Source organism: Rhodococcus sp. I2R, from assembly GCF_020889545.1.
Taxonomy (GTDB): Bacteria; Actinomycetota; Actinomycetes; order Mycobacteriales; family Mycobacteriaceae; genus Rhodococcoides.
Genome location: NZ_JAHUTG010000024.1, coordinates 13671 through 33762, shown reverse-complemented (window position 1 = coordinate 33762; position 20092 = coordinate 13671). Strand labels below are relative to the sequence as shown.

The window sequence follows — 20092 nt, the reverse complement described above, 5'->3', positions numbered from 1 at the left end:
TTCATCTCTCCTTGATGTCTACATACAGCGGCACCGACGGCGCGTCGGCGGCAGCCAGGACGAATTGGTCGGAGTCCGAACTCAGGCCGTGCGCTGCACGATGATCGTGCGAGGACACGCGGAACCCGTGATCGAGGTACAGGCTGGCGGTGGCCGAGTTCTTCGCGCTCGGTGTGCGCCAAGCGATCATCTCCGTTTGCCCACGCGTGAACTCGCCCTGCGCTACGTACGCGAGCAGGGCAGTTTCCACCCCGCGAGCCAAGACCCGGCAGGACAGCGCGAGGTTGCGCACGAATGTGGTCGTGCCTGCACGCTCGAGGAACACAGCGCCGACGATTCCGTGGTCGCCGAACCGGTCCGCGCATTCGATTGCCAGCACTGCGGACTGCGGATTCTCGATCCACGACCGCACCGCCTGTTCGTCCATGCGCAGAGTTGTCAGGTTGAACTGATTGGTGCGTTGGGTGATCTGCGCGATCCGAGCGATCTCGACGCCGAGGGGTTCGAAGACCACCACGGTCGTTCCGAGATCGCGCAGATAGGTCTCGATGTCCTGCGCGCGCTCGCGCAGCGACTTGCGTTGCATCTCGATTCGATACCTGGCCGTTCGTGCTGTGTCCTCATCCGTGATGGACGTGGTGGTGAACCACCCGTCGCGCAGTAGCGATACGACATGCAACGCGGGCTCATCCGGGTCGACGGCCACGATCGGCAGGGAAGGCATGGCCGAGCGCATCGCACCCCGCTCCGACGGGGAATCGTCGACGAAGACGAAGGAGTCCACACCGATTCCGAGACCGGCCGCGACCTCGACCAGATTGCCGGGCTTGGGGTTCCAATCGGCTCGTATGCTGACGAAATCGCTTTCGCTCATGTCGGAGTCGGGGTGGTCCAGCAGTGCCCGTCGGACCAGGTCGTCGTCGTTCTTGCTCAGAATCGACAGCAGCACTCCCTGTGAGGCGAGCTGGCGAAGTGCGCGTCGAAACGCTGCGTATGCCTCCCCGGAATGGCCGTGTCGAAAGTTGATACCGTCGATGCCATCCTCGGAAAGTATTCCTTCCCAAAGGGTTCCATCGAGGTCGAGCGCGAGCGCCTTGCTGGCGAAGCCGCGACGCGAACGGGCGATGTGGCCGATCTGACGCGCGCACTCGCGCATGAAGTCGGTGCCGAGCGCTATGCCGACGTAGGCCGCCATACGAGGATCGGCCAAGGGTCCGATCTCGGTGAGAATCGCATCCGCATCCAGAACCACGATCGAGGGGTCCGCCACGGCCAGGTCGAGCAAGCGCGCATTGAATCGGCGCCACGCGGCACCGATTCGTGCTTTGGATGTCAGGTCTATCGACATCGCAAGCACGGCCATGGGCAAAGGGATCGTCGTGAGGACAGTCAGCCGCCGTGTTGCATGAGCCGGCAGGGACTCCTCGAGCTGGGTGGCGACGAGATCGAGGGCCTTGGTGATGTCCTGCGCCGTCCAGGTGTCGCCGAGGTTATCCAGGACCACCTTCGCATCGAGCATCACGACGGTCATCATGGGGTCGTGTTCGAAGACCTGAGCTCGGTCGTCCATCAATTCCAGAGCCCAGGTGCCGTATCCACCGATGCGAATCGCCGAGGTGAAGCCATGTCGCGCAAGCTCCGCGACGAGAGGGGCTTCGAGTCCGCGGACGGTCGAACTACCGAGTATCGATACCGCAATCGGATCGTGCGGGTTGGTGGTGGTCACAATCCCTCCAGCGTGATTCCGCCGCGAATCCAGCGGCTGGACTCGATGGCAACGGCAAGGGCCCGTTCACCGGGCCCGATGACCTCGGCGAGGAGGTCGAATTGGAGGAACGCCAGGGCGTTTCCGCTGTTTCCGGTCTCAGCGACGCAGCTGACCTCGCGTGCACCGTCCATGCCCATTTCTTTCCGGATGCGGGCCGTCATGATTCCGGACAGCTGGGGCGGCAGGAGGTAGCCGACGTCGTCCGTGGTCCAGGATGATCGACGCAGGAGTTCGCGTGCGGTCTCGACGCTCATGCCGGGCACGCGTCGTTCGATTGCCTTGTAGTCCTCCTGCACGGCAGGAACTTCCGAATCGCGATCGGCATCGCCGAACCACTCGATTGTCTGCCCTGGAACGCTGCCCGCGCCGCTGAACACGCAATGGATGGTGTTCGCTCGCATGATTGCACCATCCGGGTCCGCGGAGATCACCATCGCGCCCGCCCCGTCACCGAAGAGCATGTAGTTGACGAGCTTCGACGGGTGCATGGAGCTGATATCGCGGTCCAGAACCATATGTTTGGCGCACAGGTCGGCCCCGATCACCAGACCGATTCGGTTTTCGTCGTCGAGCATGCGGCGCGCGACGTCCAAGGCCGATATCGCCCCTGAGCAGCCGGATTGCAGTTGGTACGCAGGAATGAGGTTCATACCGAGCCGATCTGCGACTCCGGTGGCAGAGGTCGGCATGAGCGTATCCGGCGTTGCAGTGGCCAGTACCAGGAAATCGACGTCCGACGGCTCCAGCCCGGCGCGATCGAGCGCTTGTCTGGCTGCGTGCGTCCCGAGATCGACGATCGAGTGCGTTCGCTCCCCGGACTCGAGATCGACTCCGAAGTAACGTGTTCGGGTGCCGACGAACAGCTCGATCCACTCGGCGTTCATGCCGAAGCGTGCAGCGAGCGCCGAGTTGTCCACTGCATTGCCGGGCAGGCAGGTCCCGGTTGCGAGCACGTACATCAGTTCGCTCCTTCGAGAATCGGTGTGCGCACATGCTGCTGCGCGTGCTGGTGGGCGAAGTCGACGAGACTGCCGACGGTGTCGAGGTTGTCGGCGAGATCGACCACAGCTATGGGTGGGCACGGCGCGAGTATCTCGTTGACTCGATCCCCGAGTCGGACTGCCATGATGGAGTCGAAGCCGAGATCGTCGCGCAGTCGGGATTCGCGAGTGAACTCGGCCATGTCGAATCCACCGAGCTGCGCGATGGCTGTGCAAATCGACGTTTCGAGATCGAAATCGACTTCACCCGAAGCCGCTTCCGCCGCTGCATAGGACGACCGTCCGGCCGTGAGGCCGCTCGATTCCGCCCCGACCGCCGGGCTCTCGAGCCCCGATTCTGCGGCAGGCATACTCGAACGCAGTCGCAGCGCCGGCTTGCTCGCCAACCGATGCCGGTCGTGATCGAAGCGGTATCCGGGGAGGCGTCGAATCGTGCGGTGTTGCGGTTCGTACAGCGCAGGCCACACGATGTCGGCACCCGCGGTGTAGAGAGTCGCGAGAACTTGCGCGAACTCCGATCCGACCGATGCGGGCCCTGCGATAGGAACGAGGCAGTCCGCACCCGAGGTGCCGATATCGCGTGCCAGGGTCGTCAGGACCGCGTGCGGACCGATTTCGATGAGATGCGTAGGTCGGGCGTCGTCGGCGAGCGCCTCGAATGCGGCGAGGAAGCGAACCGGCCGGACCATCTGCTCACTCCAGTAGTCGAGCGAGATGTCGCGACCGTCGATCCGGTGGCCGCGGAGGGTGGAGTAGAACCCCATCGTTGCGTCGCCGGCCGACATACCGGATCCCACCTCGGCCCGGAACGCCGAAGCCGCCGGTTCCATCGCGGGGGAGTGGAAAGCATGGGTCACCCGCTGTCGCTTCGGCGAGAACTCGGCCAGAGCGCGTTCGGCACGTTCGAGCGCTGCGGCCTCACCTGCGAGCACGGTGTTTCGCGGACCGTTCATCACGGCGATGCACAGCGTCGCATCGAGGTCCACGCGTGATGCGATGGTCTCGGCGTCGGCACGGACGGAGAGCATTCCGCCGGCGGGCGAGGCGGAGTCCATTGCGCGACCGCGCGCGCAGACCAGTGCAAGGGCTTCCGGCATCGAGTGAACACCCGCTGCGACGGCCGCTGCGAACTCACCGAGGCTGTGTCCCAGAACTGCGCTGGGGCGGATGCCGACGTCGAGGAAGGCTGCGGCCAAGGCGTGTTGGACTGCGAACAGGGCAGGCTGCGCAACAGCGGCACGGCGCACCAGGTCGGCGGAGTCCTCCAGGAAGAGCACCTTTTCGAGATCCGAACGCAGTTCGGCCGGTGCCGCGTCCAGAACCTCGAGCAGCCTCTCCGCGTATGCCGGGCATTGGCGCGCGAGGGCACTGCCCATCGCCGGGTATTGCGATCCCTGCCCGGTGAACAGAAACGCCGGCGCGGGCGTCCGGCCCCGCTCTACGTCGCTGGCCGAGCGTTCCACAGCAGCTCGTCTCAGGGCCGCCGACGCCTCCGCCGCGCTGTCGGCCACGACGGCCAGGCGCGATCGAAGACCGGACTTGACCATATTGGTCGAGTAGGCGACCTGGTTGAAGCGGTCGGCGGAGATATCGGCAACGAAGTCGGCGAGTTCGATGGCGTTGGTGGCCAATGCGCTCTCGTCCACTGCTGAGACGGTGATCACCGAAGTACCGGACAGGCGACTGGGAGAACGGGATTCGCTGGGTGACCCGATGACCACGTGCGCGTTGGTCCCGCCCATACCGAACGAACTGATCCCGCCCACGAGCGATCTGCGTGGCAGCCTGGCTACCGAGGCGTTCAGCTGCAAACCCTTCTCGCCCAGTCCGAGACTGTTGTTCTCGGGATCGGCGAACAGTGATGGGGGAAAGACACGTTTCTTCACCGAGAGCGCTGCCTTGATGAATCCAGCGATTCCCGCGGCTCCCTCGAGATGACCGACATTGCCCTTCACCGAACCGAGCAGACACGGCTCGGCGCGGTCTACGCCGTGTACTTTCCCGAGGGCACGAGACTCGATCATGTCGCCCAGGACAGTCCCCGTGCCATGCCCTTCGACGAAGTCGACGTCGGACGCAACCAGCGAGGCCCGCGAATACGCCGACTCGAGAACGTCGATCTGTGACCACATGCTGGGTGCGGAAATCCCGTTGCTGCGCCCGTCGTGATTGACGGCCGAGGACAGGACCCGGGCGTACGACATCCCCGAACGTGCGATGTCCTCGGTCTCACGCTGAAGCACGACGACTCCGATACCTTCACCGCGCCCGATTCCGTCGGCCCGCGAGGAGAACGGCTTGCATCTGCCGTCCGTGGAGGCGAGTCCGGACTCGGCATAGAAGACCGACAAGGCGGGCGAGAGCATCATGTTGGCCCCGGCCACGATCGCGGTGTCGACATCGCCGATCCGAATTGCGTTGACGGCCTGATGGACTGCCACCAGCGAAGAGGAACACGCGGTGTCGACGGTCATGCTCGGGCCGTGCAGGTCGAGGTGGTAGGACACGCGGTTGGCTGCCATGCAGTAGCCTCCGCCGGTGCCTCGATGCGGTGTCATCTCTGCCGGACTCGACATCGCCATCGAGGTCCAGTCACTCGACATCATCCCGACGAAGACGCCGGTGTTGCTGCCGGCCAAGCTGGTGGGATCTATTCCAGCATCTTCGATCGCGTGCCAGGACATTTCGAGAATCAACCGCTGCTGAACGTCCATCTCACTCGCCTCGGCCGGTGAGATGCCGAAGAAGGAGTGATCGAACTCGCCGTGCCCGGTGATGAACCCACCGAATCGACTCGGCTGGCGAGAAGACTCCGAACCGCCCGCCCAGTCCGCACTGGTCCAGCGATCCGAGGGCACCTCGGTGGTGCCGTGGCGCCCCTCCACCAACAGCTTCCAGAATGCCGCGGCGTCAGGCGCACCGGGGAACCGACAGGCGATGCCGGTGACCGCGACGGGTGCAATCGCAGTCACGAGCTGGCCTTGGCTGCTATCTCGGAGCGTAGATACCCCGCCATCGCAGAGACACTCGGGTAGTCCCACGCCATCGTGGGTTCGACCACGATTCCGAACTCGTCCTCCATGTCACCGCACAGGGTGAGGGCATAGACCGAATCGAGTCCGTACTCGGCAAGTGGGCGGTCGATGTCGACCGAACTCGGTGGGATTCGGAGGAATCCTGCGAGCTTCTCGATCAGCCATTCGGTTTCGTCGATCGGACGAGCAGGCATAGTCGTTCCTTCTGGCGTGACGGGAGTGCATGAATGACGGTGTAGTGCTGTTGATCTGTAGTGGATGAAGGTTGCTGCGGCCCGATCGCTCGGGCCCGGGCGTCAGGGCATCGTGCGGGGGACTGCACGCTCACGAAGATCGAATGCGCGCCCCTCGTGGGTTCGTCGGAGTACTTCGGTGAAGGTCTCGAGTACGACATGGGTAGGTGCCGCCAGCCGCAGGCCTGCCACCCGTTCGGCGATGCGGTGCAGGGCAAGCACTGCCCACGGCGGGGCGTCCCCATCGAGCCTGTCGACGACGGCAGCGGCCATGAGGAGCAGCGAATACTGCTCGGTGAGGCGCATCGCCGCGGCAGACGCGGTCACACCGAGGTCCTGCGGAGTCAGGGTTGCGGCCCCTGACCGCAGCTCGGTGACAGCACCCGCGAGAACTGGCCACACCTCGGCCAGCGCTGGATGCTTCGGCGCCGACTCGATGCCGACTCGAAGACGGTTCAGGACAGGGTCCGGTCCAGGGCTGAGCATCCGCAGGGACGCGAAATTCAACGGCACTGGTTCGGATTCACGGGCGCTGGCTGCGGCCGCGTCACCCCGGGTGGTCAGGCGCTTGAGCTGGGGCAGGATCGCCAACTGGCAGGCAGCTCCACCCGCATGTCCGATCGCGAGTGCGGCAAAATCACGATAGTGCTTGCCGAACAGTGCGTACGGTCCCGTTCGCAGGTAGAAACGCGCACCGAGAACGACAGACAGGTCGGACATCACAGATTCCAAGACCCTCGGAACGATGTATTTCGCTGCAGCGGAGTGCGCACTACCGAATTCCGGCCGGGTATGCAGTGTCTCGGCCGCGTCGGCGATCATGCATTCTGCGGCCATGAGATCAGCGAAAGCCGCTGCGAGAGTGTGCTGAACGTGCGGTAGATCCGAAAGGTCGCGGCCGTACAGGCGCCTTCGCGAAGTGAAACCGGCGACCGCGAAGAGGCTCTCGTCGACTGGCCCCAGACCTGCGCCCGCGGCCACACATCTCGACACCTGGAAAGACTTGAGGGCGGTTTCGACTGCGGTGCCGGGTGCACCCAGCATGTTCGAGGACGCCACCGGCGTGTTCCGAAAGTCGAGTCCACTGAGTCGACAACCGCGCAGAGCCAAGCTCCGATGCCGGGGAGTCGCTGTGGGCGAGTCGGGACCGTCGAGATCGACCAAGAACAGCGAGTGCTCCCGGCCACCGGATCCGGATGCTCCGGTGCGAGCGAACACGACGGCCGACGCTGCCCGGTCGGCGTTGTTGATCACCGATTTCGTGCCGTTCAGCCGGTAGATGTCGGCGTCATCCGTGGCCTGCAGTGCATTCGCGCCGAAGTCGTTCCCATGATCGAGCTCGTGGTAGGCAACGGAGATCGGAGTGCCCGACATCAGCGTTGCAGCAACCGCAGCCTTCTGGTCGTCCCGACCTGCTGCGTAGACATTGACCGCGGCCATGAACGAGGTGAGACCGTACCCGAGGCCGAGTGAGGCGTCGCGTCCGAAAACTGGTCGTAGCAACTGAATCAGCCGCTCGGTCGAGGTGAATCGGCCACCGAGTGCAGTCGGCACGAACTCCGCGCCGAACCCGTAGCTGTCGAGGACCGATCGTGTTCCGGCCATGATCTCGCGGCGTTCGTCGGCTTCGAGAACACCGGTGACCCCGTAGGCGTTGTCGGGATCGTACGGATCGCCGAGCAGTGTGTCGAGGCTGGTCATGCGATCACCCGCCCGTCGTCGACGTTGCCTGAGCCCGGCACGTCGAACAGCGTCGGGTGCGAGTGACGGCCGAGCTGATCGAGCAGCACGCGATAGCCGGCGTCGACGCTGTCGAGGGGCAGGGGGCGTCGTATCCCGATTCTGGCGAGTGCGGTGTGCAGCGCGAGCTGTAGCCAGAGTGCATCGGACCACAGTGCGTCTGAAGGCATATCTGCTCTGTTATTCAGGTATATCTGTATTGCCGCTGATCCGGCGATACATGCTGCGAGTTGTTCCGCTGCAACGAAAGCCGCAGTCGGAACTTCGACTGGGTCACGGCCCAGCAGGCGGGTTTCCTCGGACAGTGTCTCGACGGTATGAACCAACTCCTGCGCGCAGTCGAGCACGAATGCGTGCCCTGAGTCCCGGCTGTCGAGGGCTTTGTCGAGTTCGCGGACCGATTCGGCGAGAACAGAGAGTAGCCCGAGCCCGCGGCGGGGAATCAAGGACAGTCGGTCGAGATCGAGAGCCGGGAGCGGCGCACCGATGGAGGCGGACACTCGGAGGTTGTGTTGGTCCTCGGCGGTCCGTGCGTGCTTCTTCCACAGCAGTACCGAGAACTGGCTGATCAGAGTGTTCAGGTTGACCACGGTGTTTCCGTCGAACAGGGAGACGATTCTGTGGTCTCGCTCGACCTTGTACAGGGTTCCTTCGGTACCGATCCCCGAGAGGAGCGATCGGGCACCCATCAGTCTGCGGAGGTCGATCATCGTCGACTCGATCGTCGACGGGACGAGGTACTTGCTCGCGGCCGCCAGGCAGGACTGTTCGCCAGGCAGAACGTGCATCGACCGTGCTGCGACAGTGGTCAATGCCTCCGCCAGCAAGTGAGCGCCGAACGATTCGACGAGCACGGTTCGCGCGGCAGGCAGATCGCCGAGCGTGCGACCGTACAGCACACGATCGCGGACGAACCGGCCCGTGATCGCCAGGGCGTGGTCACTGGCGCCGAGCGAGAGGTAGCAACACATCGTGCGAGTCAGTTGCAGGGCCTTGAGTACGATCTCGAGGCCGTGACCCTCGCGTCCGACCAGAGCTGACGCCGGCACGTATGCACGATCGAAAGTGATGCCGCTGATGTCGGCGCCCCGGATGCCGTGGGTCAGCTCTTTCGGCAGTGTGCCGAATGTCGCGGCACCGAGTTCGGACTTCTCGACGAGGAACAAGCTGTAGCCCCGCGCGGAGCCGCCGTCGCGGGTGCGTGCCAGTACGCAGACTGCATGTCCGCGGGTCGCGTTGTTGATCAGCCACTTCTCGCCGTGCAGCAGAAACCCGTCGGCGTCCTGTCCGAAGCCCACCCTCGCGTCCGTGGCGTGACCGTGCACATCGATGGCGTCCGCGTGGACGTCACCGGAGAGCAGATCGCTTCCGCGTGATCGCTCGGTCAACCCCCATGACACCTGCTTCCCCTCGCAGACGAGGTCCGCGAGTTGCTGGCGTTGCTCGTCGTTCCCGGCCACCCAGGCCGATACGGCCCCGAGAAATGTCTTCCCGTGTGCAACAGCGAGAGTGACATCCGTCCTCGCCAGGCTGCGGACGATTCGGCCCGCATCCGGGTAGTCGTCGAGAAGCCCTCCGAACCGGGTGGGGACGTAGCAACGCTGCACTCCCAGCCGGTTCAAGGCTTCGGTCAACTCGGTGGGAAACTCGTCCGCGTCGTCCAGGTCTTCGACGTCCGCTGCGTCGACCGACGCGAGTAGAGCCGCGAGGCGGCGCTCGAGCTCATCGACGGACACTGCGTGATCGAGGTCGAGGTCGGCGGTCATTGTGAGGCCGATGCGCCGGTCAGTGCAGCTCCGCGATCCTCGAGCCGGCCGTCGCGGAAATGATCCCGCATCTCGGCCCGACGTATCTTTCCGCTTGTCGTGCGGGAGACAACCTTGCGGTCGACGAGTACGATCTCGCTTACCACAAGGCCATGGGACCGTCGAATCGCCTCGTGCAAAAGAGGTTTCAGATCGGCGGCGTCCATTTCGCCGAGAGCATCCGCGCTGAATTCCTGCACGAGAATCACTCGCTCGGGGAACTCGCCCATCCCGAAGGCGGCCGTCAAGCCGAGCTCGACGGCTGGATGCGCCGATTTGGCGGTCTGCTCGAGGTCGTGCGGGTAGTGGTTCTTACCGTTGACGATGATGACGTCCTTGAGGCGCCCGGTGACGAACAACTCGTCCCCGACGAAGCAACCGAGGTCCCCTGTCCGCATGTACCCCTTGTCACCGGACAATCCCAGGTCGAACGTTTCCGCCGTGGCCGCCTCGTTCCTCCAATAACCCTGCGCGACTGTCTCGCCTCGGACCCAGATCTCGCCGATACGGCCGTTCTGCAGTCGCTCCAAGCTCGCGGGGTCGACGATGGCAACCTCCGATACGCCGACGACACCACTGCCGACCAGCGGACGCACCGGGCCGTTCTCCGTTGCCGCAGATACTCGGTTGTCCTCGAGGGCATCGGCATCGGCGTCGAATACCGTGAAGCCGGTTCCGCGTACACCGGACACCAGCAGTGTTGCTTCTGCCAGGCCGTAGCACGGGTACACCGCCTTCGCGTCGAGTCCGGACGGGGCGAATCGTTCGCAGAAATCGACCAGCGTCTGCGGATGCACCGGTTCGGAACCGTTCAGAATGATCCGAACATGGGCGAGATCCAAACCGGCCGTGTTGTCTTCGGTCGCGCGCCTGGTGCACATTTCGAACGCGAAGTTCGGTGCGACGGTCATGGTTCCGCCGAATCTGGACAGTGTTTCCAGCCACAGCATCGGCCGCTTCAGAAACGCCACGGGGGAGAGGTAGTGCCCGGGGAAGCCGACGTAGAGCGGGTGCAGGAGCTGACCGATCAAGCCCATGTCATGGAAGTGAGGCAGCCATCCAGCGGCGACGTCGTTCTGCGTGGCCTCGGTGACCAGGTGAATCTCGCGCTGGTTCGCCATCAAGTTTCGGTGCGTGATGACGACACCCTTGGGGTCGGTGGTCGATCCCGAGGTGTACTGAAGGAACGCCACCGTGTCCGGTGTGGGGGCTTCGAATGGGGAGCTAGGGGCGGTCGAGATATCGATCGAGTCGACAGCGACCACGCTGCGAACCTCGTCCAGCCCGCTCTCGGTCAACCACGTCGTGATCGCGGGTCGCAGTGCTTCCGTTGTCAACAAAACGCCGATGTCGGAATCACGCACGATCTTGCCGAGACGCTCCATTCCCTTCGCGTCGGTCGGAACCGGTGCCGGTACCGCGATGACCTGGGCGAACAGACAGCCGATGAACGAGTAGAGGAACTCGTGACCGGGCGCGAACAACAGCAAGGCGCGTTCACCGACGCCGTGCGCTTCGCGCAGGTACCCGGCGACCGCAGCGGACTGGGCGTCGAGTTCGCCGAACGTCAGTGTGCGTTCCGCGGCAGGTTCTCCGCGGTCGGACAGGAACGAGATCGCCAGGCGGTCGGAGTTCTCGGCGACGATTCCGCGGAAGTGGGACACGAAATCGTCGAAATATACTGCGCCTTCGGAGTTCTGCATCGAACGCGGCTCCCTGATCGTCTGTGGGCACACAAAAGTTTCGGACGGAAACCAAACGTAGCCGGTGGGCCTTGGGTGGGACTTCGGCGTCGCTTAAGGAACTCTTGTGGAGTCGCCGTTCTTGCCTTCGAGCGGCTTCGGGTCCCTTGGCCTCGAGTCCGGGAACTGTTACCTTCTGTGCGCAAACGCAATTCGGCCGGTCGGTCGAAGTGCCGCTCAATTCGAAGGTGTTGCAAGCGAACACCGGTCAATGGTCGAGAGAGATGCCCAGGATGGGAACTATTGTCATGGTCGTAGTAATCGGGGCGGCGGTCGCATACGCAGTGTGGTCCACTCGCAAATCGTTCGTCATCCGCGCCGAGCGCGAAATCGACGCATCGCCGGACGAGGTCTGGAGCGTCCTCGTGGACCGGGAGTCCTACCCGCGTTGGAACCCGTTCGTCCTCTCGTCCACGGGCCCGCTGGCTGAAGGCGCCACCATCACCAACGTCCTGGCGGACACCAAGGGCGGGACCTCGACGTTCACTCCGACCGTGCTGACGTTGTCGGTGAACCGAGAATTCCGGTGGAAGGGGAAGTTCTGGTTGCCGGGATTGTTCGACGGCGAGCACTTCTTCACCATCGACGAGATCGCCCCGGGGCGCGTCCGCTTCGTACAGGAGGAGCACTTCCGCGGGTTGGTGGTTCCGCCCCTCCGCGGCATGCTCCGCAACGACACCTTGACCCAGTTCCGCGCCATGAACGACGCGCTGGCCAACGAGGTGCAGCTGCGTTCGACGTCGGTCACGAGCATGTCCGAGGAGAACTGATGGCGCACAGGCTCTACCGACTCGGACGTTTCGCCTTCGACCACAAATGGTCGGTCGTGGCGGCCTGGCTTGCAGTCCTCGTGGTCACCGGCTTCATGGCGGTCACGATGTCGAAACCCATGCAGGACTCGCTGACCATTCCCAACACGCCGGCCGAGCAAGCTCGGGCGATGGCGGCCGAGCTCTTCGCGGGCGAGCCGGCCGATGCTGTCGCGGACGTCACCATGGTCATCGGTGCGCCCGACGGGTCGACTCTGAACGACGGCCCGGCAGCAACCGCGGTGCAGCGTCTCGTCGACGATCTGCAGGGCCTGCAGCAGCTGTCGACGACCTCGACAATCGCTGATCCCGTCCAGGCGGCGGAGGTTCAGACCGAACTCCTGGTGGCAAACGCGCTCGAAAATGGAGTCGCCGAGGATCGCGCACGGTCCGACGCAGCCGCAGTCAGTCCGCTCAGTGCCGATGGCACCGTCGGGACGGTGGAATGGTCGTTCGACGTGACAGACGCTGCGGACGTGAGCGAGGACACGAAGGCGCGGGTGGAGACGATCGCAGAAACCGCTCGCAGCTCAGGACTCGACATCGGGTATTTCGGTCCCGGCATGGAAAGTTCGAGCGTCATCGACCCGACGAGTGAGCTGATCGGCCTCTTGGTAGCTGCCGTTGTTCTCATCTTCACGTTCGGATCTCTCGTCGCTGCGGGGCTGCCGCTGATCACCGCCGTGGTCGGGGTGGCCATCGGCGTGCTCGGCGTCGTTGCTGCGACCGCCTTCACCGATCTCGGATCGACCACACCGTTGCTGGCAACGATGCTCGGACTCGCGGTGGGCATCGACTATGCACTCTTCGTGCTGTCCCGATACCGACACGAGCTCGGCGAGGTGAGCGACCGCAGAGAAGCAGTCGGACGGGCCGTAGGAACAGCCGGATCGTCGATCGTCTTCGCAGGAGCAACGGTGGTGATCGCCCTCGCGGCGTTGGCCGTCGTGGGGATACCGTTCCTGACGTCGATGGGCATCGCAGCCGCAGCCACCGTCGCAGTCGCCGTATTGATTGCACTGACGTTGCTTCCCGCCCTCATCGGTGTGTTCGGAAGAAGAGCATTCGCTGGGCGCATCCCGGGCGTCGGCGCGGCGAGCGAACCTACCGTCGAACGAAATACTCTCGGCCGCAGATGGATCGGTGTCGTGCGGGCCGCACCGATCCGTGCGCTCGTCGCAGGCGTCGTAGCTCTCGTTTTGCTTGCACTACCGGTGACCCATTTGGCCATGGCGCTGCCCTCCGATGCAACGGCGGCAGTGGGAACCCCTGCTCGAGAGGGTTCGGATCTGATCGAACGAGGCTTCGGTGCCGGACGAAATGCTCCACTGCTGATGGTGATCGATGCCGAGGAGGCCCAGTCTCCGGACGCCTTCGAGCGCGTGATCGAGTGGGCTTCGGACGTTCCAGGGGTCGTGGGCGCCCAGTTGATCGGAACGAACGATGCCGGTGACGGAGCTCGTGTCCTCATCACGCCCTCCGGCGGACCCAACGACGAGTCGACCAAGACATTGTTGTCCGATCTGCGAGGTGGGACGGCTGACGTGGAGGCCGCTACCGGAACGAAAATCGGCGTGACGGGCATCGTTGCCGTCCAGACAGACGTGACCGACCGTCTGTCGAACGCATTACCGGTCTACCTGCTCATCGTCGTCGGATTGGCGTTCTTGTTGTTGACGGTGGTGTTCGGTTCGATCGTGGTTCCGCTCACCGCCGCGGCTGGCTTCCTGCTGTCCGTGGGAGCAACGTTCGGTGTGACTGTTCTGCTGTTCCAGGACGGCCTGTTCGGCTTGTTCTCACCGGCGCCCCTGGCCTCGTCGATGCCGATCTTCCTCATCGGCATCGTCTTCGGACTTGCGATGGACTACCACGTGTTCTTGGTTTCGCGGATGAAGGAATCGTATTCGCGTGGCGGCGAGGCCACGACTGCGGTGGTCGAGGGGTTCACACAGAGTGCGCGCGTGGTCACGGCAGCGGCCCTGATCATGGTGTCGGTGTTCGCAGCATTCGTTGCACAGGACGATCTGTTCATTCAATCCATGGGCTTCGCCCTCGCGACGGCGGTGTTCCTCGACGCCTTCGTGGTGCGAATGACAATCATCCCTGCAGCAATGCTGCTGCTCGGCGAACGAGCTTGGTGGATGCCGAGGGCTCTGCGCGCAGTGTTGCCGAGGATAGACATCGACGGCGAATCGTTGGTCGACAAACCTTCCAGCATGCCAACGGATTCCGAGGTGCGTCCAAACACGCCGGACGCGAAACCGTCAGTATTCACCCAGGGATGACGGTATTGATCGTTCGGTCAATACGCCACGTCCAATGACCAGGCGAAGACGGTATAAGCGGCGATCGTGATCAAGGCAATGGACACGAGGTTGAGCCACACGCCGCCGCGCATCATCTGCCCGATGGTGACGTAACCGCTCGCGTACGCGACGGCGTTCGGGGGTGTCGCCACGGGCAGCATGAATGCACAGGTTGCCGCGAGTGCGACGGGGATGGTCAGCGTGAGCAGGTCGATGTTCATCCCCATCGCCACACCGCCGGCAATGGGTAGGAAGGTTGCTGCCGTTGCTGTGTTGCTGGTGATCTCGGTGAGGAAGATGATTGCCGTCGTTATGACGATGATCAGCAGGATCACCGGGATCGTATCGAGACCTGCTGCCACACTGCCGATCCAGTCGGTGAGGCCGCTGGACTGGAACTGTGACGACAGGGCAAGTCCGCCGCCGAAGAGCAGCAGCACACCCCAGGGCAGCTTGACCGCTGTCTCCCAGTCCATCAGGCGCACACCGGCCTTGCTTCCGCTGGGAAACAAGAACAGCAGTATCGCTGCGGTCATGGCTATCCCGGTATCGGAGATCGGAGGGTCGTCGAAAAGGAGTGGAACAGCAACCCAGGATGCTGCTGCCAGACAGAAGATGACCGCCACTCGAATCTCGCCTTGCGCCATCTTTCCCAGCGCATCCAACTCACCCCTGATGAGGTTCTTGCCGCCGGGGATGTCATCGATCTCGGGCTTGAACAGAACGTGGGTGAGCAGAAACCAGGCAAAAAGCAACAAGACCACCGCGAGCGGCACTCCCGCGATCATCCATTCGAGGAATCCGATGGTGATTCCTTCGCCTTCCAGATAGCCCACCAGCAGGGTGTTGGGTGGGGTGCCGATGATCGTCCCCAACGATCCGATCGAGGCCGCATACGCGATACCCAACATCAGGGCAGTGCCGAAGTTGCTCTTGATCACCGCCGCCGTGATCGTTGCGGCGTCGGGTGCGTCGTCCCCGGAAGCGGGGGTACCCCCAGCCTTCTTGCCGATGTCGAGCACCAGAACCAGAACCGAAACACCGATCGGGATCATCATCACCGCGGTCGCCGTGTTCGACACCCACATCGACAGGAAGCCTGTCGCGATCATGAATCCGGCGATCACCATCGTCGGCTTGGTGCCCATGGCGCTGACCGTCAACAACGCAATCCGACGGTGCAGATTCCACCGTTGCATCGCCAGCGCCAACAGGAAGCCGCCCATGAACAGGAAGATGATGTTGTTGCCGTAGGAGGCGCCCACGTCGTTGACGGCGACGTCGGCATCGAAAATCGGAAAGATAATGAGCGGCAACAATGCTGTCGCGGGAATCGGGATTGCCTCGGTCATCCACCAGATGCCCATGAGGACGGCCGTTCCGGCGGTCAACCGAGCAGCGTGTTCGACTTCGTTCGGAAGTGCAACGTAGACCACTGCCGCGAACAAGACGCCTGCGGCGAGCCCGACCCACTGACGCCTCCGACGCCCCGGTTTCACCTCGTCGGCGCGCTCACCGGCCGATCTCTGGTCGAGTTCGTCGAATTCGTTGTTCTCGGAGCCACTATCCGTCTGTTCCTCAGGGCCGAGGTGCGCCATAGGACCTCCTCGTGCTCGGCGTTTCGCCAGCGTAACGTCTCCGGTGGCTGAAAAGTCCGAATCATGCGACGCATTCGGGTAACTGATGCGGCCACGACACCAGGGGCCTACAGTCGATGCTGGTGCAACAGAAGTCCTCGCTGCAGGTGGCCTTCGGCCCCTTCCGACGGCCGCCGCCTGCGAGCACGATAGTTGCAGCGATACCGCAATGCGGGTCTCGTTCCACTCGCCGGACGAAGGAATTCCATGATGCAAACCAAAGGGCCACTCACCGAGGATGGACGTTTCGTAGTCGTCATCGACGGATCGCCGACCGATACCGACCAGGTGAAGTGGGCGGTGGGACTCGCGCAACGTGCTCAGGCGCACCTCGAGATCGTGCACGCATCATCGGTGACCGAGTGGAGCGCGGCGATGGCGGCATCGCTTGAGACGAGCGACTATCCCTCGAGGATTCGGAACGCTGCACAGCAGCGACTGGAGGAGGCAGTCCAATCTGCTCACGAGCTCGATCCCGGCATCGAGGTCGACAGTAAGATCGTCGAGTTGTCGGCGGCGAAAATGGCGGAGTCGATCTCGGCCGATGCAACCCTGCTGATCCTCGCCGCCGACAAATCGGGCCCGCTACGCGACATAGCCTTCGGTCATTCCGCGACCACGGTGATCAACGCGGCGTCCTGCCCGACGCTGGTGTGGCGGGCGCGTGGCGACGACGTCGCGACGCAGGAGGGCCCAGTCGTAGTCGGAGTGGACGGTTCGGACCCCTCGAAACGGGCGTTGGCGGCCGCATTCGATCTCGCCCACGTCCTGGGCGTCGAACTACTTGTGGTGCATGTCGGTGCTTCCAGCGAGACTGATGGGCTTTACTACAGCCTGTCCGTGGACTGGAGCCACCTCCGTGAAGCGGAGCGAAAGTGGTTGCAGTCCATGGTCGATGCTTACCACGACGACTATCCGACTGTTTCCGTTCGAGCGCTGTCGGTCGGAGCTTCGGTGGCACGTGAACTGCGCGCGCTGTCGGGAACCGCCCAGGTGGTGGTGGTCGGAAGCCGCGGACGCGGTCGGTTGTCCGCGGCGGTCCTGGGTTCGGTCAGTCAGAACCTCGTCCACCATGCCGATTGCCCCGTCCTCGTGGTGCACTGAGGGCGAAGTGGTGCACTGAGGCCTCGGTGCACGGATGGCCTCGGTGCACGGAGGGGCGCGAGCTTCGGATCAGTCAAGACCGGGCAACCACGCGCCGTGCAGTCCCGCTGGCACCCGGATCGGCAGGTCGATTGTGGCCAGTGGGCCGTTCTCGGGGTTGTCGGCATCGAGCAGATAGAACCGTGAACGCATGTCGCTCGGGTCGGTGCCGATTGCGCCCCAGTAGTCGTGTCGATCGCTGGGGATGTAGATCGGTTCACCGATCGCGACCCCGGGGTTGAAGCAACTGTCTCGGCCGGTGCGGCTGTCGTGAAACCAGAGACTTTCGAGGTCGTCGTGATCTGCGCCGGCCTTCCCGACGGTGGCGATGTGTCGGTGTTCCCGGGTGAGCATTCGGTCGTCGATGCGCGGGAACTCGAGTCCGGTTCTGTCGCTGATCTGGTCACGCTTGATCACGCCGGTAGCGGGATCGCAGCTGGCGCGCATCAGAGTCGGTGCGTTCGGTGTGTTCGGTGCCGTCGCGAACCCGACCGGGTAGGCATGTTCGACGTAGTCGATGGTGACGGTCCCGTCGGGGTTGTCGAAAGCGTTCGCGAAATGCCACACCCAGAACGGATCGGTATCGACCCACCGCACCGCGTCGCCGTCCCGCGGAATGAACGCGATGCGGGTGCCTCGCTCCGGCTGCCAGGACAGCAGAGCCCCGCCCCGCATCACCGCAGCCAGATCGAACACCAGCGGATTGGCGAAGAGCACAAGATATCTCTCGGTCATTGCCATGTCATGAATCATCAGCGGCGCATCGAGCCCGTCCACAGGTGTCGGCGCACGGAGCCTGGTGCCGTCGGCGCCCACGACAGACCACGTCAGGTACGGCGCCTCGAGGGCATAGTTGAAGAGAACCATTTCACCGGTGCGAGGGTCGATCTTGGGATGGGCGGTACTGCCGACCAACATCGCGCCATCGCAGTCCTCGGCGCCGAGAGTCGCGAGGGATTGCGGATCGAGCCGGTAGGGCTTGTCGGATTCGGCCATCGCCAGCAGCCGACCGCCGTGCCGAACGATGTTGATGTCGGGTAGTTGGCGCACGGTGCCTGCCAGCGCATCCCCGACCACAGATGCCGGCGGCGTGTAGCCGTCCATCAGGCCCGACCAGATCGTCTCTCCCCGTGCCTCTTCCAACTCGACCATCGGCGTTCGAACGAATCTGTTGGTGTAGGAAGCGCGACCATCCGCGAGAACGATGCGATGGACCATTCCGTCACCGTCCAAGGGATAGGTGAACGATCCGATCGGGTCGAAACGAGGGTTGGGTCCGTTGCGGAGATAGCTGCCGTGCAGATCGTCGGGGATATTGCCCGTCACCCGAAGATCGCTGACGTCGACTTCCTCTCGCTGCGGGGCGTAGACGCCGGTCAGGTGGGCGTGATGGACGAGGTCGACAGGCGGGGGACGGTGCGGATCAGAGGCCATGGTCATGATTGCTCCCGGTTCTCGCTCGGGCGACAGCGACATCGACTACAAGCGAAATCGACTACAGAAGGGGAGAGGCCATCATCTCGCGCGCGGTCCCGAAGCGACTCACCCCCGAAGCATGAAGTCGTGGGGGTGCCAGGCGTCCGAATCGCACCGATGGGTGGCCAAGGCGTCCAGCCACCCATCGGAACCGTCTCAGGCCGGTGCCAGAACGACTACGGAATTGTGCCCTCCCATTCCCAGCGAGGACTTGACCGTCAGTCCTGCTTCGGCGGGGGTGAAGCCGTCGAGCAGCAGGGGATGACCATCGGCGACCCGAGGCGCAGCCGGGACGAGATTGCGCTCGAACCCGAGCACCGCGGCGGCGGTTTCGATTGCCGACGCCGCGCCCTGGCAATGCCCCGTAAGTGGCTTGATCGAATACACCTGAGAGCGCGACTCCAGCAGTGACTCCAAGATCGCCGTCTCGGCCGCGTCGCACTGGGCGGTCCCGGGTCCGTGCGCGTTGAGGTACCGCACCTGCGACGGAGTGACGCCCGCGTGCGAAAGCGCCTCCTCGAAGCATCGCCGCACCTGTGTCAGATCGGGGTCGATGGAAGTGGCGTGGAAGCCGTCGTGCGACATCGCCCCTCCCAGCATCCGCCCGTACGAACCTTCGCTGCGCCCCGTCAGCACGAACGCCGTCGCAGCTTCACCCGCCCCGAACCCGCGGCTGCCCTTCTGAAAAGGTCTGCAGACGTCCTGCGGTTCCGCGTCGACGGCAGCTACTCCGAGTTTGATGAAGTGCTCGATGTTCTCCGGCGTCGCCGAAAGATCGGTGGCCAGGAACACCACGTCGTCGACGAATCCGGTATCGAGCCACATCTTGGCGGTGATCAAGCCGGCGTTGCCGGATGCGCACATCGCTGAGACGTTCATTGCAGGGCCGTGAAAGCCGTACTCCTGCATCAGCAATGACACCGGAGTCGACGGCATCAGCGTCAGGTAGTCCCGCACGCGGCGCTGCCCGCCATCTTCGAGGTAGAAGCTGCGCCATTCGTCGACATCGCCCAGTACGACAGCGTGCACCAGGCCCACCCGTCGACCAGGCTTCCAACCGCGAGTGAGTGCATTGTCGATAGCTTCTCGGGCTGCGCCCCGCAGAGCTCGACCGAACCTGCTCGAGCCGTCTGCATCGTCACCCCCGGCCGGCACCTTGGCCAGCCACACGGGATTCTGGCCCGGTTGCGTGAGGTTGTGATGCAGTGTGGCGGCGGCCTTGCCGGACGCCAGTCCGTCCCACAGTGCCTCTGCGCCCCAGCCGTAGCCGGATACGGCTCCGATGCCGGAGATGTTCATACCGTATGTATTCACGTCGGTGTCCTATCTTCGAAGGTGACGGGTCCCGAAAGTGGTCCCGCATCTTGAATTAACGCCGCAAACCGGAAGAGAGTCCA

13 protein-coding genes are annotated in these 20092 nt (G+C 63.8%); 3 read left to right on the top strand and 10 right to left on the bottom strand.

Features of this window, described 5'->3' with window-relative positions:
* Position 1 precedes the first annotated feature (1 nt).
* The 7 genes from KVY23_RS20590 to KVY23_RS20560 all read right to left on the bottom strand — a co-directional run bounded on the left by KVY23_RS20590 (position 2) and on the right by KVY23_RS20560 (position 11285).
* Positions 2-1726: an HAD family hydrolase gene (locus tag KVY23_RS20590; RefSeq protein ID WP_230558036.1), complete on the bottom strand. Its 1725-nt coding sequence runs from the start codon at positions 1724-1726 to the stop codon at positions 2-4.
* The gene (locus KVY23_RS20585) at positions 1723-2727 is read right to left on the bottom strand and encodes a 3-oxoacyl-ACP synthase III family protein (protein WP_230558035.1); all 1005 of its coding nucleotides are present in this window, start codon (positions 2725-2727) and stop codon (positions 1723-1725) included. The genes KVY23_RS20590 and KVY23_RS20585 overlap by 4 nt, the downstream gene beginning before the upstream one ends.
* Entirely contained in the window at positions 2727-5741 is a 3015-nt protein-coding gene (locus KVY23_RS20580) for a type I polyketide synthase (protein ID WP_230558034.1), read from the bottom strand. The genes KVY23_RS20585 and KVY23_RS20580 overlap by 1 nt, the downstream gene beginning before the upstream one ends.
* A complete protein-coding gene (locus KVY23_RS20575; protein ID WP_230558033.1) occupies positions 5738-5998 on the bottom strand; it encodes an acyl carrier protein in 261 nt (86 codons plus the stop codon). Before KVY23_RS20575 ends, KVY23_RS20580 begins: the two co-directional genes overlap by 4 nt.
* A gap of 102 nt (positions 5999-6100) precedes the next feature.
* Positions 6101-7738, bottom strand: coding sequence for an acyl-CoA dehydrogenase family protein (locus KVY23_RS20570; protein ID WP_230558032.1), 1638 nt, complete (start codon positions 7736-7738; stop codon positions 6101-6103).
* Positions 7735-9543 (bottom strand): acyl-CoA dehydrogenase family protein, encoded by a 1809-nt coding sequence (locus tag KVY23_RS20565; RefSeq protein WP_230558031.1) that lies wholly within the window; start codon positions 9541-9543, stop codon positions 7735-7737. The genes KVY23_RS20570 and KVY23_RS20565 overlap by 4 nt, the downstream gene beginning before the upstream one ends.
* Positions 9540-11285, bottom strand: a complete 1746-nt coding sequence (locus KVY23_RS20560; RefSeq protein ID WP_230558030.1) for a fatty acyl-AMP ligase — start codon at positions 11283-11285, stop codon at positions 9540-9542. The genes KVY23_RS20565 and KVY23_RS20560 overlap by 4 nt, the downstream gene beginning before the upstream one ends.
* Positions 11286-11572: 287 nt before the next feature.
* Here KVY23_RS20560 and KVY23_RS20555 point away from each other — a divergent pair, with 287 nt between their 5' ends.
* Together KVY23_RS20555 and KVY23_RS20550 are read left to right on the top strand one after the other, a co-directional pair.
* Positions 11573-12094, top strand: a complete 522-nt coding sequence (locus tag KVY23_RS20555) for an SRPBCC domain-containing protein (protein ID WP_230558029.1) — start codon at positions 11573-11575, stop codon at positions 12092-12094.
* The gene (locus KVY23_RS20550) at positions 12094-14418 is read left to right on the top strand and encodes an MMPL family transporter (protein ID WP_230558028.1); all 2325 of its coding nucleotides are present in this window, start codon (positions 12094-12096) and stop codon (positions 14416-14418) included. The genes KVY23_RS20555 and KVY23_RS20550 overlap by 1 nt, the downstream gene beginning before the upstream one ends.
* A 17-nt stretch (positions 14419-14435) precedes the next feature.
* On the opposite strand, the gene KVY23_RS20545 is transcribed toward KVY23_RS20550, so the two are convergent.
* Entirely contained in the window at positions 14436-16037 is a 1602-nt protein-coding gene (locus KVY23_RS20545; protein ID WP_230558027.1) for a DASS family sodium-coupled anion symporter, read from the bottom strand.
* Between the two features lie 246 nt (positions 16038-16283).
* Here KVY23_RS20545 and KVY23_RS20540 point away from each other — a divergent pair, with 246 nt between their 5' ends.
* Entirely contained in the window at positions 16284-17180 is an 897-nt protein-coding gene (locus tag KVY23_RS20540) for a universal stress protein (protein WP_206511829.1), read from the top strand.
* A gap of 69 nt (positions 17181-17249) precedes the next feature.
* On the opposite strand, the gene KVY23_RS20535 is transcribed toward KVY23_RS20540, so the two are convergent.
* Positions 17250-18659, bottom strand: coding sequence for a carotenoid oxygenase family protein (locus KVY23_RS20535; RefSeq protein WP_230558026.1), 1410 nt, complete (start codon positions 18657-18659; stop codon positions 17250-17252).
* 192 nt (positions 18660-18851) lie between these two features.
* Positions 18852-20009 (bottom strand): beta-ketoacyl synthase N-terminal-like domain-containing protein, encoded by a 1158-nt coding sequence (locus KVY23_RS20530; RefSeq protein ID WP_374108750.1) that lies wholly within the window; start codon positions 20007-20009, stop codon positions 18852-18854.
* Between the last annotated feature and the right edge of the window lie 83 nt (positions 20010-20092).